This window comes from Streptomyces sp. LUP47B (assembly GCF_001746295.1).
Classification (GTDB): Bacteria; Actinomycetota; Actinomycetes; order Streptomycetales; family Streptomycetaceae; genus Streptomyces.
This window is the reverse complement of the sequence record NZ_MJAH01000001.1, coordinates 811,596-828,567: the sequence shown is the minus strand read 5'-3', so window position 1 is coordinate 828,567 and position 16,972 is coordinate 811,596. Positions and strand designations below refer to the sequence as shown.

The window sequence follows — 16,972 nt, the reverse complement described above, 5'->3', positions numbered from 1 at the left end:
GACCAACAGGTGACGATGCTCAGCGGGACGAACCTGCCACGGGTCGGCGGCTACAACCAGGCCGTCGTCCTGGACGCCATCCGCACCACGGGCCAGGTGAGCCGGGTCGAGCTGGCCGCCCTCACCGGCCTGACCAACCAGACCGTCTCCAACGTCGTCCGCAAACTCCTCGACGCGGGCCTCGTGGCCGAATCCGGCCAGGCCCCCTCCAGCGGCGGCAAGCGCCGCACCCTGCTGACCATCCGGGCCGACGGGGCGTGCGCGGTCGGCGTCCACCTCGACCCCGACGCCGCGGTCATCGTGGTGGTCGACCTGGCCGGCGAGGTGATCGGCAGCCGACGGCTGAGGCTCACCGACCCCGGCGACCCGGCCGACGTGGTGGACCGCATCGCGCGCACCACCGGGCGGCTCCTCGACCGCAGCGCCGTGGACCGCACCCGCCTGCTCGGCCTCGGCATCGCCGCGCCCGGGCCCCTGGACGGCAGCACCGGCGCCGTGGTGTCCCCGCCGAACTTCCCCGGCTGGGGCCGCGTCCCCCTCGCGGACATGTTCGCCGACGCCACCGGCCTGCCCGTCGCCCTCGACAACGACGCCACCGCCGCGGCCATCGGCGAGCGCTGGATCGGCGGCGCGGACCGGGCGGGCAGCTTCCTGTTCATCTACCTCGGCACGGGCGTCGGCGCCGGCATCGTCCTCAACAACACGGTCCTGCACGGCGATTCGGGCAACGCCGGCGAGTTCGGCCACATGGCCGTGGAGCCGGGCGACCGTATCTGCCACTGCGGTGCGATGGACTGCCTCGGCCCCTATGTCAGCCCGGCCGCCATCATCGACGACCTGCTACGCCTGCACGGCCGAACCGCCGCCGACCGCATCGGCCTCACCGGTACGCCCGACTCCGTGCACCACGACTGGAAGGCCCTGCGCCGAGCGGCCCGCGCGGACGACCCCGACGCCTGCGATGTCGTACGACGTGCGGCGCGCCGTATCGGCGAGGCCGCGCGCGGCGCTGCCAGCCTCCTCGACGTCAGCCGGGTCGTCCTCGGCGGCGAGGCGCTGCGCGGCATCGAGCCGATCATCCGCGAAGAGGTCGAGGCCGCCGTCAACCGCACGTCCGTCGCCCGTACGATCCGCGCGGTCGCCGTCGAGCAGAGTGTGATCGGCGAGACGGTGGGCGCGGTGGGGGCCGCGTCGCTGGTGCTGCACGGGAACTATGCGCCCGGGTGGCGGATGCTGACGGATGTGCCGGGCTGAAGTGGGGGCGGTGCGCGTCGTGTTGGGGGATGCGCGTTGGAGTCCCTTGAGCTGCAGCGTGCGCCGGCGGCTCAGTGCCTGTTGCTGATCTCGGGTTTGAGTAGTTTTGGGGCCTAGGCCGGCGGGGTGTCCGAGAGCGCCGGACAAGCCGGAGAGCGGGTGTGCGCGGGCTGCGGTGAACGGCTGAGGCCGGAAGCACGGCCCGTGGCCGTGTACTGCTCGGCGGCATGTCGTTCCAGGCGGTGGCGTCGGGTCCGCCGGCTGCGTAAGCGTGCGGCCGCGGAGTTGAGAGGCGTCGGCCGAGCCAAGTGCCCCGAATACGGGACCACTTGAGTGGCAGGGGTAGGCCGGCGTTTGAATGCCGTCTGCTGCTTGCGGCGGTGCGTCACAAGAGCCTGGCGGGCCCGGAAGGAAGCGTTCGGCGAACTGTGACCGTTCGCCGTAGTCGGTGATTGAGACTGGGCGGCTTCGCTGGTCGCGCACCGTCTGCTCACGCGGGTTGGCGGGTTGTGTTCGCGGTAGCTGGTGAGAGGAGGGGCAAGTAGCCAGTGCTCTGATCGGGAAGGTTAGCCGGGTCGGCAGTTCCAGCGGTTGGATGTCCGGAGACATCCGATCCGACCGTTGGGGGTGTGGCGGCTGAGCCTGTCCGTGTGCGCAGGTTGACCGACGAGGAGGGCCAGAGACTGCAGCGGAATGTGCGCAGGGGCAGCACCAGCTCGGTGCGGTACCGGCGCGCGATGATGCTGCTGGTCGCGGCCGGCGGAAACCGGGTCCCGGTGATCGCGAAGCTGGTGCAGGCCGATGAGGACACTGTCCGCGACGTGATCCACCGGTTCAACGAGATCGGCCTGGCCTGCCTGGACCCTCGGTGGGCGAGAGGCCGTCCCCGCCTTCTCAGTCCTGACGACGAGGACTTCGTCTTTCAGACGGCCACCACCCGCCCGACCAAGCTCGGACAGCCCTTCACTCGCTGGTCGATCCGCAAACTCGTCGCCTACCTGCGGAAGGTGCACGGCCGTGTGATCCGAATCGGCACCGGCGGCGTCGGCTTCGTTCGCCTCAACCTGGCGACCTCACCCGAGATCCTCACCGAGGCCGTTCGGCGCATGACCAACTCGTAGCCCGTGCCTGCGGCACGTCGTACCCCAGCCCGGGACCGGACCCTGCCCACGGTGATCTCGTGCATCGACTCCGCTTTGCGGGCGATCGGCGGGGCACCGACCTGTCTACTCACCGACAACGAGAAGACGATGACCATCGACCGGGTCACCGGGATCGCGGTCCGTCATCCTCAAGTCGTGGCCGCAGGACGCCACTACGGCCTGCAAGTACACATCTGCGTCCCGTTCGATCCCGAGTTCAAAGGGGGCGGCGAGGCCACCGTACGTATCGCGAAGACGGACCTGATCCTCGACCTCGGCAAACCTGCGGGAGAAGCACAGCGGCTTCGCCGAACTCCGCGGGGCCCGCGCGATCTTCTGCCGGCAGGTCAACACCCGCGTCCACCGCGAGACAGGCAGGGCGCCGGCCTCCGCGCCAGACGGTCGAACACACCCGCCTGCACCCGCTACCCGTGGCCCCTCACACCCTCAACTGGACCGGGCGGCAACCTTTTCGGGAGCGGCGGCAACCGGTACTGCAACGGTGCCTGTCCAAGCCCGCGCTCGCACCGCTACCTGACCCACAGTCAAAGGCTCGTGCGGGCAGGGGACTTGAGGCCGCCTGGTTTCAGCCTGCGAGCGTTTCTGCTCGCGAATTGTGTGCGAGGTATTGACGCTGATCACCGGAACCCTATTATCCAGTTGCTCGACACTCCGACCCATGTTCGCTATGTCGAACACTTTAGGGCCGCACTGCACCGCCGTCCGGACAGCCCCTGACGGGGTGTACCGGAGCCGCTTGCTCAAGGATAAAGAGGTCCTTATGCGCAGACGCAGCTTCAGCCCCAGGCATCCATCTGCGGTGCTCGCCGCTGTGGTCGCGGCCCTGGCCGCGTTGGCGGCGCTGCTCGTCGCCGGCCCGGCTCAGGCGGCCACCACCAGCGACGTACGCGGTGTTGATTCCGGCCGCTGTCTCGATGTGGCGGGCTTCAGCCAGACCGACGGCGCGGACGTGCACATCTGGGACTGTCACGGGGGAGTCAACCAGCAGTGGACGTTGACGGACAGCGACCAGCTGACCGTGTACGGCAACAAGTGCCTGGATGTCCGGGGCGGCGGTACCACGTCCGGGACCCCGGTGCAGATCTGGACGTGCAACGGCAATGACAACCAGCAGTGGCGGGTGAACCCCGACGGCACGATCGTCGGCGTGCGGTCCGGGCTGTGCCTGGAGGTCGCGGGCTGGGGCAAGGCCAACGGCACGGAGGTGCGGCTCTGGTCGTGTACCGGCGGCGCCAACCAGAAGTGGACCGGCCTGTCAGGGGCGAACAACGTGTGTGCTCTTCCGTCGACGTACCGATGGACATCGACCGGCCCGTTGGCGGAGCCGAAGGCGGGGTGGGCCTCGCTCAAGGACTTCACCAGCGTTGTCCACAACGGCAAGCACGTCGTTTATGCCACGACGCACAACACCCTTGCCGGTGACGACGGGCGCTGGGGATTGACGACCTTCAGCCCCTTCACGAACTGGTCCGACATGGCCACCGCCACCCAGAACACGATCCCCTTCGACGGCATCGCGCCGACGCTGTTCTACTTCGCCCCGAAGAACCTCTGGGTGCTTGCCTACAACGGGGGTTGGCCATACAGCTTCTCCTACCGCACCTCGAGCGACCCCACCGACCCCAACGGCTGGTCCGCGCAGCAGGAGCTGTTCACGGGCACCCTCCCGAAGGGGGGCCCTCTCGACGTGACTCTCATCGGCGACGACACGAACATGTACATGTTCTTCGCCGACGACGAGGGCGGCATCTACCGCGCCGGCATGCCCATCGGCAACTTCCCGGGCACCTTCGGTTCGTTCACGAAGATCATGAGCGACACGCCGCTCAATCTGTTCGAGGCGCCGGAGGTCTACAAGGTCCAGGGTCAGAACCAGTACCTCATGATCGTCGAGGCCCAGAACTACACAGGATACGGTCGCTACTTCCGCGCGTTCACGGCCACCAGCCTCGACGGCACGTGGACACCGCAAACCGGGGCCGACACCGTGACCAGCCCCTTCGCCGGCAGTGCCAACAGCGGCGCGACGGCCTGGACCAGGGACATCAGCCACGGCGATCTGGTGCGCACCAACCCCGACCAGACCAAGACCATCGACCCATGCAATCTGCAGTTCCTCTACCAGGGGCGCGACCCCAGCACCGACGGCGGGGACTACGGCCTCCTGCCGTACCGGCCGGGCGTGCTGACACTGCAGCGCCAGCCGGTGGCGTGACGCAGGTCCTGCTGTTCCTGACGTTCGCGGGCAACGACGTACGCCGAACCGGGTGAGAGTGTCGCAGCGAGCGATCAGGAACGGGGGAGTCGGAGCGACGGGCTCGGTGCAAGGCCGAGCCCGCCCGTGCACCTGGAGAACCCGGTTGGTGGCGGCCTTGTCCCGGTCGACCACGAGACGCGGAACGTGTCAAGCCTGGCGAGTCGGTCGGTTTCAGGGTTTGTCGAGTGAGCCGGGGTCGTCGGCGTCCGAGATGATCACTGGGCGGCGTGGTCGTCCGGCTGGTTGATCCACACGTTGGTGGGGACGATCGGCGGGGTGGGTGGCTTGTGACGAACCGTTCAGGGTTGCGCTGGTAGACGTCGGCGCGGACGGCGACCATCCAGACGACGGTGTAGCGGCTGTAGATGTCGATGATTGAGTACAGGTGGTAGAAGACCCGTTTGCCCGGTCCGCGCAGCCGCGTTACGTCCCGGGACCGGATCTCGTTCGGGCGGGTGCCCGGCAGTTCCGGTTTGGCGTGCGCTGGGTGGACGGCGTGGCGGCGACGCTCACGGAGCGTGTCAGGCTCGCACAGTGCGGTACATGGTGGACACACCGGCCACGTACCCGCTTCGGTCGGGCGCTGTCACGTTGTTGGGTGCGTGAGCCTGACAGCGTGCTGGAGTGTGGCAGGTCCGGGTGCCGACGTAGGACACGACGGCGCCGTGCACCAGCATGAGCTCCTCAACCTCGCGGAAGCTGAGCGGAACCGGAAGTACAGCCACACGCCGTGCGAGATGATCTCGACCGGTGCCGGTGTCCCTTGTACGACGGCGACGCGGACGCAACGGCGATCCCGTCCAGACGCGAACAATCACGAGATCATCCCACTCCGCTCAGTCAACGTGACATTGCCCTTGGGCGAGGCCGATCCCCAGGCCTGTCGACGTACACGCTCTCCAGCGGGGAGACCGCGACGAACCCGCCCTGGCTCGGCTTGAGCACGCTGTTGCGGCGGTCGACGTAGCCGAGCCGGACCGGGCCGGTCTGAGCGACCAGTTCCCGCAGCTGCGGCTCACCGTATGACAGTGCTTCGTCGAAGGTCGTGCGGCCATCGCGTCGCAGGGCCGTGCCGTGATGCTCGGATTTGCCGACGTCCAGGGCGCCCCTTGGCAGGCTGAGCGGCGCTGATCGACGTGCGTGGACCGTGAGTCCACCAGTTTTCTGAGCGGCGTGGTCGAAGGCGAGCTTCCCGCGCACTGGGCGTCCGAGCACGGTTCCTGTTACCTCCACGAACTGGGAGACGTAGTAGGTGCCGTAGTCACGACCGGGCAGGTACCAGTGCAGACCAGGGTTGATCGGGTGCCGGTGAGCTCGAACAGACCCTCCTCGCGCCAGGTGAAGGAATCGAGTCCGTACCGGACTTCGAAGGGCTGCCCAGGAACGCCGGTGGCCTGCCGCCGGACCACCTCCTCGCCCTCCCGGACTCCGACGGTGCCCTCGGCGGACGCCGCTGCCTGCATACGCTCCATTGTCCAGCGCAGGGTCTTGTCGTCGATGAGCGTGGACTGGAAGAGCAACAGCCGCGGGATGCCTCCCTCGAGGCCGTCGCCCTGGTGAGAGTTGCGGGCCGATGGCCCGGCGCGCACGCCACGGGTGGGTGGCGTTGCTGCCGGGCCGTCAGTCACTCACGCGGCCTCACTTCCCGTGCAAGCCCCTGCGGCGACGTCCGCGAAGCACCAGCACGCCGCCGGCAGCGATGACCAGCAGGCCACCGAGGGCGCTGTACGTGACAACAGTGTTGCTCGCTCCGGTGGAAGCCAAATCGCCGGACGGGCTGCTCGGGGTCGCCTGGCCGACGGGTGCGCCGATCCCCCCCTGCGCACGGGTGCCGGTCGTGCCGGAGGCGGAGACAAGCGGCGTGACGGCGGTCGGCGTGGCGGCGGGCGTCGGCTTGTCATCGCCGGCAGTCCCCGACGCGCGCTTCAGCTGAAGAGTCGTGATCGAGTACGGCGGCAGCGTCTGTCCGACCGCCGTACCCCGCTTCGCCGTCGTCAGGGCGGTGCCTCCCTTGGCATACGAAACGGTCGTGACCACCCCTGCGGCCGGGGTGAATCCGGCGTACGAGAGCGACACCCGCGCCGCGTTCTTCGGGCTCTTGTTGATCAGCATGACGTTCAGACGGCCGTTGCCGCTCCGCACCGCGTGCACAGCAACCGAAGAGTTGCCCGAGGACGACTTGACCATGGTGTCACCGGGCTGCGCCAGTGCGGTTAGTGAGCGGACGCCCCAGTAGGTGGGGAAGGGCGTGTCGCGCGGCGGTTGGCACTTCCCTCCGGCGCAGGTTCCGGCGGAGAGAATGCCCCCGTCCTGGTAGTCGGTCTGGCCGTCGACGGTGGTGGGTGCGTCGCCCGAGCCGTTGTGCAGGTTCCACCAGTCCACGTGGGTGGCACCCTGCTCGAACCAGGTCATGTAGGTGTCCGGCGCAAAGAGGGCTGCGGCCTGACTGGTCTTGGCGGGCGAGAATTCGGCGTCGGTCTCAGTGACCGCGATCTCCACCGAAGCGGCGCGCGAGCCCGCGTACTTGGCGATCAGAGAGCGCAGCGAGGACCTGACACCGGCGACCCGGGAGGGGGTCTTCAGCAGGTCGGCCGTGGTGGTGCCGCCCGGATACCAGTGGACGATGACGAAGTCGATCGAGCTTCCCGCGATGGAGAGCACCGTGTTGTTCCAGTCGGCGCTGTCACCGGGAGCCTTCTCCGCGTCCGGCCAGAAGCCGGGGGTGGTGAGCACCGCTCCGATCTTCACCTTCGGGTCCACGGCCTTCATCGCCTTCGCGTAGGCGACCAGGTTCTTTCCGTACGCCGTCGGGCTCTTGTCGGCGTGCTTGTCGATTTCCCAGCCCTTGCCGTCGCTGTAGTGCCCGTTGCCGTAGACCTCGTTGCCGATCTCCCAGTACTTCACGCCGTAACCTTTGTCGACATTGGCGTACTTGACCCAGCCGGCGGCCTCCTGGGGGGTGCCGGAACCGTAGTTCGCGGTCAGGATCGGCTGGGCACCGACCCGCTTCGCGGTGGCCATGAAGTGGTCGAAGTCGGTGTTGGGTACGATCCAGCCGCCGTCGCTCATGGTGTGGGTCTTCCAGTGGTAGCCGTCCGCGCCGGAGCCGCCGGGAAAGCGCAGCTGCCGAACTCCCGCGGCCTTCATCAGCGATGACACCTTGGCGTCCCCCATGTGCTCGTCGCCGACGCCCGTGTTGAGGCCGGCACCACTGCTGGGCACCGTGCCCAAGGAGGTACCGGCATCCACACGGATGTCGACGGTCGACGCGGCGCCCGCACTGGGCGCCAGGGCGCCGACACCGGCCGAGGCGGCGAGCACCGCCACCGCCCCCGCGACAAAGCGCCGGCGCATCCGGCTACGGCGGGGCGTGCGCCCCCGAGGCATCGGCTGCTCGGCGGATCTCGGGTTGTCTGGTGACATGTGGGGCTCCGATCGGGTGGTGACACCGAGGGCGTAGCACCGCTGACCACGGCTCGCCCTCGTCGGTACATCCCTAAGTGGCCACTCAGAGTGGAAAGGTTGCTATCTCAATCATCTTTCTCCGAGACGCGGTCGCACCGTCTCACCGGACCCGGTGACCCCGTGACCTGCCCGGTCTCCCATTCCACCTCGCCGGCGCGAACCATCACATGCTTCCAGCCGCACACCGCCCCGCGGCGGCCGAGCGGCTGAAGCCGCACAGGAAGCACAGGAAAAGACAGACGGCGGCCGCCGCCACCGCGACGGCCCTGTTCTCGTACAGCTACCGCCACGTGGTGTGTAGCGCTGAGTAACTACTTGGGGCTGCGGTCGCGCTACTGAAGGGCGGCGAAGTCGGCGTGTGCTGTCTCGACGGCCTCGTCGCGGCCGAGGCGCGTCGTCTCGTACACCGTGAAGATGACCCAACTGGAGCGCGAAGCCCAGTTGGTGGTGCGTGGAGCGCCGCCGCGCGATCAGATCGCGGTCGACGTCGTCCAGGAAGAAGAACCGCTCCAGCTCGGGGCGGGTCGGCTCCTCGGCGAACGTCCCGTACGCCTCAGCCTGCTCATCAGTCAGAAACTCCACCGGCACGAGCGGACCGTAGCCAGCACCGGTGCCCGCCCGGCGATCTTTCCGCGAACCCCAGCGGGGCCTCCAGCCGGTGTGCTGGCTGACCATGATCGTTCTCAGCGTCAACCGCTGTACCGATGTTTCCCGAGGCCGTAAGCCCTGGGCAGCGCACGGCTCTTGGCCCGATGATACGGGGTTCAGACACAGGCACTCAACTCGGCCTGGTGCGTAGGCACTAGGACATGTGAGCGGCTGGTCCGGGCGCACCAGGGGAAGACGGCGGCGCAGGACGATGCCCGGCGGGGCGCCGGAAGGAAGGGTTGGAGGCGTGCGGAAACCGCGCGTTCCCCCTGCCTAACGGCGTCTGGAGTGATCAACAGGTGGCTGGTTTTCTTTACGGGATCGGACGGTGGGCGTTCCGTCGGCGCCGTCTCGTGGGTGGGCTGTGGCTGGGTGCCCTGCTGGTGGCCGTTGCCGCGGCCGCCCTGGCGCCGGGCGGGGAGGAAGAGGAACTCTCCATGCCCGGCACCGAGTCGCAGAAGGCGTTCGACCTGCTGGACGAGCGCTTCCCGCAGAGCAACGCACAGGGCGCCGAGGCCCGCCTGGTGTTCCGGGCCCCGGACGGGCAGCGGGTGACGGCCGTGGAGAACAAGGCGGCCGTCGAGAGCGCGCTCGGCTCGCTGGACGGGGGCGGTCAGGTCGCGTCGACCACCGACCCCTATACGACCGGCGCGGTCAGCGAGGACGGCACCATCGCCTACTCCACGATCACCTACACCGCGGACGCCGTCGACCTGACCGAACCGACGAAGAGCGCCATCGAGGACGCCGCGAGCCGGGCCCGGGACGCGGGGCTGACCGTGGAGATCGGCGGCTCGGCCCTGGACGCGGAAGAAGAACCGGGCGGTACGACGGAGATCGTCGGCGTGGCAGTGGCGGCGGTGGTGCTCGTGCTCGCCCTCGGGTCCCTGGTCGCGGCCGGACTGTCACTGCTGACCGCGTTCACGGGCGTCGCCATCGCCTTCGGTCTGGTCTCCGCACTGGCCGTTCCGCTGGGTCTGACGTCAACCGTCGCCATCCTGGCGCTGATGCTGGGCCTGGCCGTCGGCATCGACTACGCACTCTTCATCACCTCCCGCTTCCGGGACGAGCGCGCCCAGGGCCGCGACCCGGAGGAGGCCGCAGGCCGGGCGGTGGGCACGGCCGGATCCGCCGTCGTCTTCGCCGGCGCGACCGTCATCATCGCCCTGGCCGGGCTGGGGGTCGTCGGAATCCCCGAACTCACCAAGATGGGCCTGGGCGGCGCGGGCGCCGTGGCCCTTGCCGTACTCGTCGCCCTGACCCTCGTCCCCGCGCTGTTCGGGTTCTTCGGCCGACGGGTGCTGTCCCGCCGTGTCCGCAAGGCCACCCGGCCGGGAATCGAGCACCCGCACCGGGTGCCCACCGCAGCCGGCCGGCCCGGGCTCGGCACCCGCTGGGCGCGGTTCGTGCTGCGCCGGCCGGTGGCCGTGCTGATGATCGCAGGACTGGGTCTCGGCGCCGTCGCCCTGCCGGCGCTGAGCCTCGAACTCGGGCTGCCGGGCGACGAGTCCAAGTCGGTCCAGACCACCCAGCGCCGTGCCTACGACCTGCTGTCGGAAGGCTTCGGCCCCGGCTTCAACGGCCCGTTGACCGTGGTCGTGGACATGAAGGCGTCCGAGGACACCCGGGCGACTACGGACCTGGTAGCCAAGACCGTAGGGGGAGTGGACGGCGTCGCGTCGGTCGGTGACCCGGTGCTCAGCCGGACCGAGGACACGGCCGTCCTCACCGCCGTCCCCCGGACCGCGCCGAACAGCGGCGAGACCAAGGACCTGGTGCACGCGATCCGGGACGCGGTCCCGGGCGTCGAGGCAGACACGGGCGCCACCGTCCTGGTGACCGGCACCACCGCCATGAACATCGACATCTCCGAAGCCATGTCCGACGCCCTCGTCCCCTATCTGACCGTGGTCATCGGCCTGGCGGTGCTCCTGCTGACGGTGGTCTTCCGCTCGGTCCTGGTCCCGGTCAAGGCCGCGCTCGGCTTCCTGCTGTCGGTGGGTGCCGCGTTCGGCGTCCTCGTCGCCGTATTCCAGTGGGGCTGGGCGGCGGACCTCCTAGGCATCGAACAGACCGGCCCGGTCATGTCGTTGATGCCGATTCTCATCATCGGCATCGTGTTCGGCCTCGCCATGGACTACGAGGTCTTCCTCCTCACCCGCATGCGGGAGGCATACGTCCACGGAGCGGCTCCCGGCGAGGCGATCGTCAGCGGGTTCCGGCACAGCGGACGCGTGGTGGCCGCGGCGGCGATCATCATGATCAGCGTGTTCGCGGGATTCGTCGGGATGAGCAACCCGACCATCCAGACGATGGGCGTCGGACTGGCCGCCGCCGTCGCCTTCGACGCCTTCGTGGTCCGGATGGCGATCGCACCCGCCGTCCTGGCACTGCTCGGCCACCGGGCGTGGTGGCTGCCTCGTATCCTGAACCGCGTGCTGCCGAATGTGGATATCGAGGGTGAGGCACTGAGCGGGCATGTCCCGGCCCCCACGGCCGAGTCGGACGTGGCAGTGCGGCGGCTTCCCGTCGGGCGGGACTGAGCCGGCCATGACGAACACAGGGGGCGGTGCCCCGCCACCACGCGGCACGTGGTGGCGGGAGGGAGCGATCACGGCGACGGCGTTCGCGCTCTGTCTGCTGGGCGGCGTGGTGAAGGACGACGGCAGCACGCTGTCACCGCCGTCCGCCGTCGCCTATCTCATCGCCGTGGTGTCCTGTGCCGTGCTGCCGATGCGGCACCGGGCGCCCCTGGCCGCCATGGCGGTCACGACCGCGAGCGGCGTGCTGGCGCCGTTCCTGGGCCTCCTGCTGAGCCCGCTCATCGCGGCTCCGGCCGTGGTCACCGCCTACTCCTACTCGCTCACCGCGCGCAGCGAACGGCGCGCGGTGAGCGCGGTGGGACTCATCTCCGTGGCGCTGCTGGTCGCCTCGACCCCCCTGTTCGGGGCCCTGTCCTGGAAGGACGCCAGCAGGGTGGGAGCGGTGGCGGCGTTCCCGCTGGTGGCCGGCGTACTCGGGCACTCGGTGCGGAACCGGCGGGCCTACCTGGCGGCCATGGAGGAGCGGGCCCTGCGGGCCGAGCAGAGCCGGGACAGCGAGGCGCGCCGGAGAGTGGCCGAGGAACGGGTGCGTATCGCCCGCGAACTGCACGACCTCGTGGCCCATCAGATCACCCTGGCCAACGCGCAGGCCACGGTCGCCGCCCACCTCTTCGACACCCGCCCGGAGCAGACCCGCAAGAGCCTCAAGGAGCTCGTCGAGACCACCAGCGACGCGCTCGACGAACTGCGGGCCACGGTCGGTCTGCTGCGTCAGTCCGGGGACGCGGCCTCGCCCGCCGAACCGGCGCCCGGCCTCTCCCGGCTTCCCACGCTCCTCGAATCCTTCCGCCACGCGGGACTGGAGGTGTCGGCGCACCAGGAGGGCACGGCCAGGCCGCTGCCGCCGGGCGTGGACCTCACCGCCTACCGCATCGTCCAGGAGGCCCTGACCAACGTGACCAAGCACGCCGGCACCCGGAGCGCCCGGGTGCGCCTCGTCTGGAACCGCGACCGCGTGACCATCACGGTCGCCGACGACGGAGGGAGCGCCGCTCGAACGGCATCGACCGCCGCCGCGGGGCCCAGCGCGTCCACGGCGGGGGACCGCCCGCCCGGTTACGGTCTGATCGGGATGCGGGAACGCGCCACCGCGGTCGGGGGACACCTCTCCGCGGGCAGGAGCCCGGAGGGCGGCTTTCTCGTCTCCGCCCAACTGCCCCTCCCGCCCGCCAAGGACGCGACGCACGGGACGGACGGAGCGACAGCCGTCGAGAACCGGACGGCCGACGAGAACCGGACGGCCGACGCGGCGACGGGCGACGGACGGACGGGCGACGCAGAGGCCGGGGATGCGCTGTGACGCTCCGCGTGCTGCTCGCCGACGACCAGGCCCTGCTGCGGGGTGCCTTCCGGCTGCTTCTCGACTCCGCCGACGACATCACCGTGGTCGGTGAGGCCGCCGACGGCAGGGAGGCGGTGCGACTCACGCGGGAACTGCGCCCGGACGTGGTGGTCATGGACATCCGGATGCCCGAGGTGGACGGTCTCACCGCCACGGCGGAGATCTGCGCGGACCCGGAGTTGCGCGCCAGCCGCATCCTGATCCTCACCACGTACGAGACCGACGAGTACGTCGCCCAGGCGCTGCGCGCGGGGGCCGGCGGATTCATCGGCAAGGGCATCGGCGCCGAGGACCTGCTGGACGCCGTACGGACGATCGCTGACGGCGACACCCTTCTGTCCCCCGCCGCGACCCGTTCCCTCGTCGCCCGTTTCCTCGCCACACCGGACGATGCCCCGTCACACCACTCCGCACAGCTCGCCGTGCTCACCCCGCGCGAACGCGAGATGGTGGCTCTGGTCGCGACCGGCCTGTCCAACCAGGAGATCGCCGAGCGGATGTTCCTCAGCCCCTTCACCGTCCGCGCCCACGTGCAGCGCGCCATGACGAAGCTGGACGCCCGCGACCGGGCACAACTCGTCGTCATCGCCTACCGGACGGGCCTGGCCCAGGCCGCCCCCGACGGCCGCACCGACCGCCTGGCGTAGTACTCGCACTCGCCCTCGGCGCCCGTCAGTCAGTGGTGGATCCCGCGCTCCCGCTGCTGCAGCGCGAGTTGGGGGTCAGCCCTGCCGAAGGGGCCCTGGTCGCCAAGGCGTTACTCGTCACCCCCGTCGCGGGAAAGCTCGGCGACCGCTACGGCGGAAAGTGGTAGCTGGTCCGGCTGATGGCCGTGGTCTCGGCCGGTGGTGTACTGGCCGGCCTGGCGCCGAACCTGCCGGTGCTGTTGCTCGGTCAGGTGCTGCAGGGCGTCATGGTCGCGGAAGGTCTGTCCGGGCATTGAATGTTCGTGTTACCGGCGATGGCGATCACCGCGCGGCGACGCTCGTCGTGGCTCGCCTCATGCCGCATGATCCGCCGATACCGTCGGACAGCGGGATCGACTGGCCCGAGTTCGTGGCCATGGATCAGGCACTGGTCGACAACGGTGGGGCCACGCTCTTTCCCATCACGGCGCGGGCCTTGAGCGGCGGAACACCATGCTGCCCACTCAGCCCTGACGCTGCCGAGTTCAGGTCAGGTTCAGGCCGCCGTCGAGCACGATGACCTCCCCGGTCAGATAGCCGCTGCCGATCACCGACGCCACCAGGTCGGCCACGTCAGCGGGGCGCGCGGGGCGGTGCATCGGTGCGCGGTCCCGCCACAGTTCGTGCGCCTGTACCCAGTCCTTCGTCATCGGCGTGTCCACGAGACCTGGCGCCACCGCGTTCACCCGCACGTCGGGCCCGAGCGCGGCCGCGAGCAGCCGGGTGACGTGGTTTAGCGCGGCCTTGCTCGCCGCGTACGGCACCGAGGAACCCTTGGGCCGTACGCCGGCGTGGCTGGTGATGTTGACGATGCAGCCGCCGCCGGGGGACTGCCGTAGCGCCGGAAGGGCCGCGGTGCACAGCACCCAGGGCGCGATGAGGTTGACCTCCAGCAGGCGCCGCCAGTCCGCCGGGGTCGCCGCCGCGAGGTCCGCGTGCGGGATCGGCCAACTGATGCCCGCGTTGTTCACCAGCACGTCCAGCCGCCCGAAGTGCCCCCGTGTCGTCTCGACCAGCCCCCGGGCCTCCTCCTCCACTTCGAGATCGGCCTGTACGTAGGCACCGCCGAGTTCCGCCGCCAACGCCTGCCCGGCCTCTGTGCTTTGCCGCGAGTGCACGACGACCCGCGTCCCGTCCGCCGCGAGGCGCCGAGCGACGGCCTCGCCGATCCCCGACGTGGACCCGGTGACCAGGGCGACGGGCCCGTCGCCGTGTTGGATGCTCATGACAGTGGATCTTGTCACGGCCCCTGCGGAAGGTGGTCACGGGTTTCCGGCGCGCCCTCTCCTGGGCCTACTGAGCGGCCGGCCGCCCGCGTCCCCAGGCGGCCAGCGGCCGGAGCGCGTCGTTGAGGCGCTCGCCGTCCTCGGTCAGTGAGTACTCCACGCGGGGCGGCACCTCGTCGTAGGACACGCGGCGCACCACCCCGTCCGTCTCCATCTCGCGCAGGTGGGAGGCGAGCACCTTCTCGGTGACCCCCGGAAGCAGCCGGCGCAGCTCGCCGAACCGGCGGCAGGGGTGCTCGTGGAGCGCCCACAGGATCAGCACCTTCCACTTGCCGCCGATCACCTCCATCGCGGCGTCGATCCCGCAGACATGTCCGTCCGGCGCACCCGGCCGGTTCAGCGTCGTCATGCCCCACCCCCTCCGACGTGCTCACTCACCTCGGGGTAACCACCCACTCCGAAGTGCGTACTTGATCACTCGTGGGCCTGTGACCAGCCTAATCGGTATGACACAGAACACCGTTGAGAAGGAATCCGTCACCCTGCTGGGCCTCGGCGCGATGGGCACCGCGCTGGCCCGTGCCTGGCGTGCCGCCGGCCACCCGCTCACCGTCTGGAACCGAACTCCGGCCCGTGCCAAGCCCCTAGCCGCCGGGGGCGCGAAGGTCGCGGACAGCGCTGCCGAGGCCGTCGCCGCGAACACCCTGGTCGTCGTCTGCCTGTTGGACGACGCCTCGGTCGAGGACGCGCTGGCCGGCATCGACCTGGCCGGCCGGGACCTGGTCAACCTGACCACCAGTACCCCTGCCCAGGCCCGCGCCCGCGCAGAGTGGGCCCGCGAGCGCGGTGCCCGCTACCTGGACGGCGGAATCATGGCCGTCCCGCCGATGATCGGTGCCCCGGAGTCCGGCGGTTACGTCTTCTACAGCGGCTCGCGGGAGCTGTTCGAGCGGCACCGGGAGACGCTGGCGGTCCCCGCGGGCACCGTCTACGTCGGCCACGACGCGGGCTTCGCGGCGCTGTACGACATGGCCCTGCTCAGCGCCATGTACGGGATGTTCGCCGGGGCAGCCCACGCCTTCGCCCTGATCCGCAAGGAGGACATCGACCCCGCGTCGCTCGCCCCGCTGCTCGCCGACTGGCTCGTCGCGATGGCCCCGGCCGTGCACCGGACCGCCGACCAGTTGCGGAGCGGCGACTACACGCGAGGGGTCGTCTCCGACCTCGCCATGCAGGTGGCCGGCACACCGGCCTTCCTGAGCACCGCCGAACAGCAGGGCGTCAGCCCGGAACTGCTCCGCCCGTACTTCGAGTTGATGCGTCGCCGGCTGGCCGAGGGCAGCGGGGAGGAAGACCTGACGGGCGTCATCGACCTGCTGGTGCGCTGACGGCCGTTCACCGTCCGGGCCGCCGTGCGGGCACTCGACGCCCGCACGGCCGACGCCGTGTCACGGCTTGATGCCCACCCCGGCCCACGCGCTGACCTCGGCGTCCGTGAGCTCCGGTCCTGAGCCCTGCGGGTCGTCCGGGCGCCACCGGTGGGTCAGTGAGACGCCGGGGTCGAGCAGGTCGAGGCCCTTGAAGAAGCGGGCGACCTCCTGCCGGCTGCGGACCTGGGCCCGGGTGCCGGCGGCGGCGTAGATGCCGACGAGTTTCTCCCAGAGCTCCGGGGCGAAGTCGCCGGTGCAGTGGCTCACGGCCAGCGCGCTGCCCGAGGGCAGGGCGTCCAGGAGGCGGGAGACGATGCCGTACGGCTCCCAGTCGTCCGGGACGAAGTGCAGGATGGCGTTGAGGGACAGGGCCACGGGCCGGTTCAGGTCCAGGGTCCTGGCCAGCTCGGGGGAGCCGAGGATCGCCTCGGGGTCGGTGAAGTCGCCCTGGACGTAAGCCGTGCGGCCCTCGGGGGTGTTGCGCATCAGGCGCTCGGCGTACTTGAGGACCAGGGGGTCGTTGTCTGCGTAGACAACGCGGGCCTCGGGGGCCACGGACTGCGCGACCTGGTGCAGGTTCGGCTCGGTGGGGATGCCGGTGCCTATGTCCAACCACTGACGGATGCCGTACTCCAGCGCGAGGACGCGGGTGGTGCGGTGCATGAAGGAGCGGATCTCCCGGGCGCAGGTGAAGATGCCGGGGTAGACCGCCGCGACGGTCTCGGCCGCCTGCTTGTCGACGTCGAAGTGGTCCTTGCCGCCGAGGTAGTAGTCGTACATCCGGGCCGAGTGGGGCCGACTGGTGTCGATCTCCCGCGCGGTGTGGGAGTGGGTCATCCGGTCCCTTTCAGGTGCGGTGCGTGGGGGTGTCGGGCAGGTCGCTGCCTGGGGCAGGTCG

Annotated in this window: 12 protein-coding genes and 2 pseudogenes; 8 read left to right on the top strand and 6 right to left on the bottom strand. The window is 70.0% G+C overall.

The window, feature by feature from the left end; translation table 11 throughout:
* The first annotated feature begins 15 nt into the window (after positions 1–15).
* The 3 genes from BFN33_RS03665 to BFN33_RS03650 all read left to right on the top strand — a co-directional run bounded on the left by BFN33_RS03665 (position 16) and on the right by BFN33_RS03650 (position 4,632).
* The gene (locus tag BFN33_RS03665) at positions 16–1,254 is read left to right on the top strand and encodes an ROK family transcriptional regulator (protein WP_069758937.1); all 1,239 of its coding nucleotides are present in this window, start codon (positions 16–18) and stop codon (positions 1,252–1,254) included.
* A 629-nt stretch (positions 1,255–1,883) separates the two neighbouring features.
* Positions 1,884–2,375: a helix-turn-helix domain-containing protein gene (locus BFN33_RS55400; protein ID WP_370743242.1), complete on the top strand. Its 492-nt coding sequence runs from the start codon at positions 1,884–1,886 to the stop codon at positions 2,373–2,375.
* An 802-nt stretch (positions 2,376–3,177) separates the two neighbouring features.
* Complete coding sequence (locus BFN33_RS03650) at positions 3,178–4,632, top strand: non-reducing end alpha-L-arabinofuranosidase family hydrolase (protein WP_176742292.1); 1,455 nt, start codon at positions 3,178–3,180, stop codon at positions 4,630–4,632.
* Between the two features lie 1,265 nt (positions 4,633–5,897).
* On the opposite strand, the gene BFN33_RS03645 is transcribed toward BFN33_RS03650, so the two are convergent.
* The 3 genes and pseudogenes from BFN33_RS03645 to BFN33_RS55395 all read right to left on the bottom strand — a co-directional run.
* Positions 5,898–6,263 carry a hypothetical protein gene (locus tag BFN33_RS03645; protein WP_069758349.1) on the bottom strand — a complete coding sequence of 122 codons (366 nt, stop codon included), beginning with the start codon at positions 6,261–6,263 and terminating at the stop codon, positions 5,898–5,900.
* Between the two features lie 49 nt (positions 6,264–6,312).
* Positions 6,313–8,028 carry an LPXTG cell wall anchor domain-containing protein gene (locus tag BFN33_RS03640; RefSeq protein WP_256122626.1) on the bottom strand — a complete coding sequence of 572 codons (1,716 nt, stop codon included), beginning with the start codon at positions 8,026–8,028 and terminating at the stop codon, positions 6,313–6,315.
* A 528-nt stretch (positions 8,029–8,556) separates the two neighbouring features.
* Positions 8,557–8,727: pseudogene (locus BFN33_RS55395) on the bottom strand (DUF4158 domain-containing protein); the annotation flags it as partial.
* A gap of 359 nt (positions 8,728–9,086) precedes the next feature.
* Between BFN33_RS55395 and BFN33_RS03635 the strand changes: the two are divergent.
* The 4 genes and pseudogenes from BFN33_RS03635 to BFN33_RS49375 all read left to right on the top strand — a co-directional run.
* Positions 9,087–11,330 carry an MMPL family transporter gene (locus BFN33_RS03635; RefSeq protein WP_069758347.1) on the top strand — a complete coding sequence of 748 codons (2,244 nt, stop codon included), beginning with the start codon at positions 9,087–9,089 and terminating at the stop codon, positions 11,328–11,330.
* Between the two features lie 7 nt (positions 11,331–11,337).
* Entirely contained in the window at positions 11,338–12,690 is a 1,353-nt protein-coding gene (locus tag BFN33_RS03630; RefSeq protein ID WP_069758346.1) for a sensor histidine kinase, read from the top strand.
* Positions 12,687–13,379: a response regulator transcription factor gene (locus BFN33_RS03625; RefSeq protein WP_069758345.1), complete on the top strand. Its 693-nt coding sequence runs from the start codon at positions 12,687–12,689 to the stop codon at positions 13,377–13,379. The genes BFN33_RS03630 and BFN33_RS03625 overlap by 4 nt, the downstream gene beginning before the upstream one ends.
* Positions 13,380–13,411: 32 nt before the next feature.
* Positions 13,412–13,812 (top strand): annotated as a pseudogene (locus BFN33_RS49375) (MFS transporter); the annotation flags it as partial.
* 91 nt (positions 13,813–13,903) lie between these two features.
* Here the strand turns inward: BFN33_RS49375 and BFN33_RS03620 are convergent.
* A complete protein-coding gene (locus BFN33_RS03620) occupies positions 13,904–14,644 on the bottom strand; it encodes an SDR family NAD(P)-dependent oxidoreductase (RefSeq protein WP_069758344.1) in 741 nt (246 codons plus the stop codon).
* A 67-nt stretch (positions 14,645–14,711) separates the two neighbouring features.
* Positions 14,712–15,053, bottom strand: a complete 342-nt coding sequence (locus BFN33_RS03615) for a helix-turn-helix domain-containing protein (RefSeq protein ID WP_069758343.1) — start codon at positions 15,051–15,053, stop codon at positions 14,712–14,714.
* Positions 15,054–15,150: 97 nt separating this feature from the next.
* Between BFN33_RS03615 and BFN33_RS03610 the strand changes: the two genes are divergently transcribed.
* The gene (locus tag BFN33_RS03610) at positions 15,151–16,032 is read left to right on the top strand and encodes an NAD(P)-dependent oxidoreductase (protein ID WP_069758342.1); all 882 of its coding nucleotides are present in this window, start codon (positions 15,151–15,153) and stop codon (positions 16,030–16,032) included.
* 60 nt (positions 16,033–16,092) lie between these two features.
* Here BFN33_RS03610 and BFN33_RS03605 read toward each other — a convergent pair whose 3' ends face one another.
* Positions 16,093–16,911: an SAM-dependent methyltransferase gene (locus tag BFN33_RS03605; RefSeq protein WP_069758341.1), complete on the bottom strand. Its 819-nt coding sequence runs from the start codon at positions 16,909–16,911 to the stop codon at positions 16,093–16,095.
* Positions 16,912–16,972: the final 61 nt, after the last annotated feature.

What these genes read in the sequence shown, in the direction of transcription:
- BFN33_RS03630 (WP_069758346.1), top strand. Translation starts at nt 11,338, where the DNA reads ATGACGAACACAGGGGGCGGTGCCCCGCCACCACGCGGCACGTGGTGG.
- BFN33_RS03610 (WP_069758342.1), top strand. Translation starts at nt 15,151, where the DNA reads ATGACACAGAACACCGTTGAGAAGGAATCCGTCACCCTGCTGGGCCTC.
- BFN33_RS03605 (WP_069758341.1), bottom strand. Translation starts at nt 16,911, where the DNA reads ATGACCCACTCCCACACCGCGCGGGAGATCGACACCAGTCGGCCCCAC.
- BFN33_RS03615 (WP_069758343.1), bottom strand. Translation starts at nt 15,053, where the DNA reads ATGACGACGCTGAACCGGCCGGGTGCGCCGGACGGACATGTCTGCGGG.
- BFN33_RS03620 (WP_069758344.1), bottom strand. Translation starts at nt 14,644, where the DNA reads ATGAGCATCCAACACGGCGACGGGCCCGTCGCCCTGGTCACCGGGTCC.
- BFN33_RS03650 (WP_176742292.1), top strand. Translation starts at nt 3,178, where the DNA reads ATGCGCAGACGCAGCTTCAGCCCCAGGCATCCATCTGCGGTGCTCGCC.
- BFN33_RS03640 (WP_256122626.1), bottom strand. Translation starts at nt 8,028, where the DNA reads ATGCGCCGGCGCTTTGTCGCGGGGGCGGTGGCGGTGCTCGCCGCCTCG.
- BFN33_RS03665 (WP_069758937.1), top strand. Translation starts at nt 16, where the DNA reads ATGCTCAGCGGGACGAACCTGCCACGGGTCGGCGGCTACAACCAGGCC.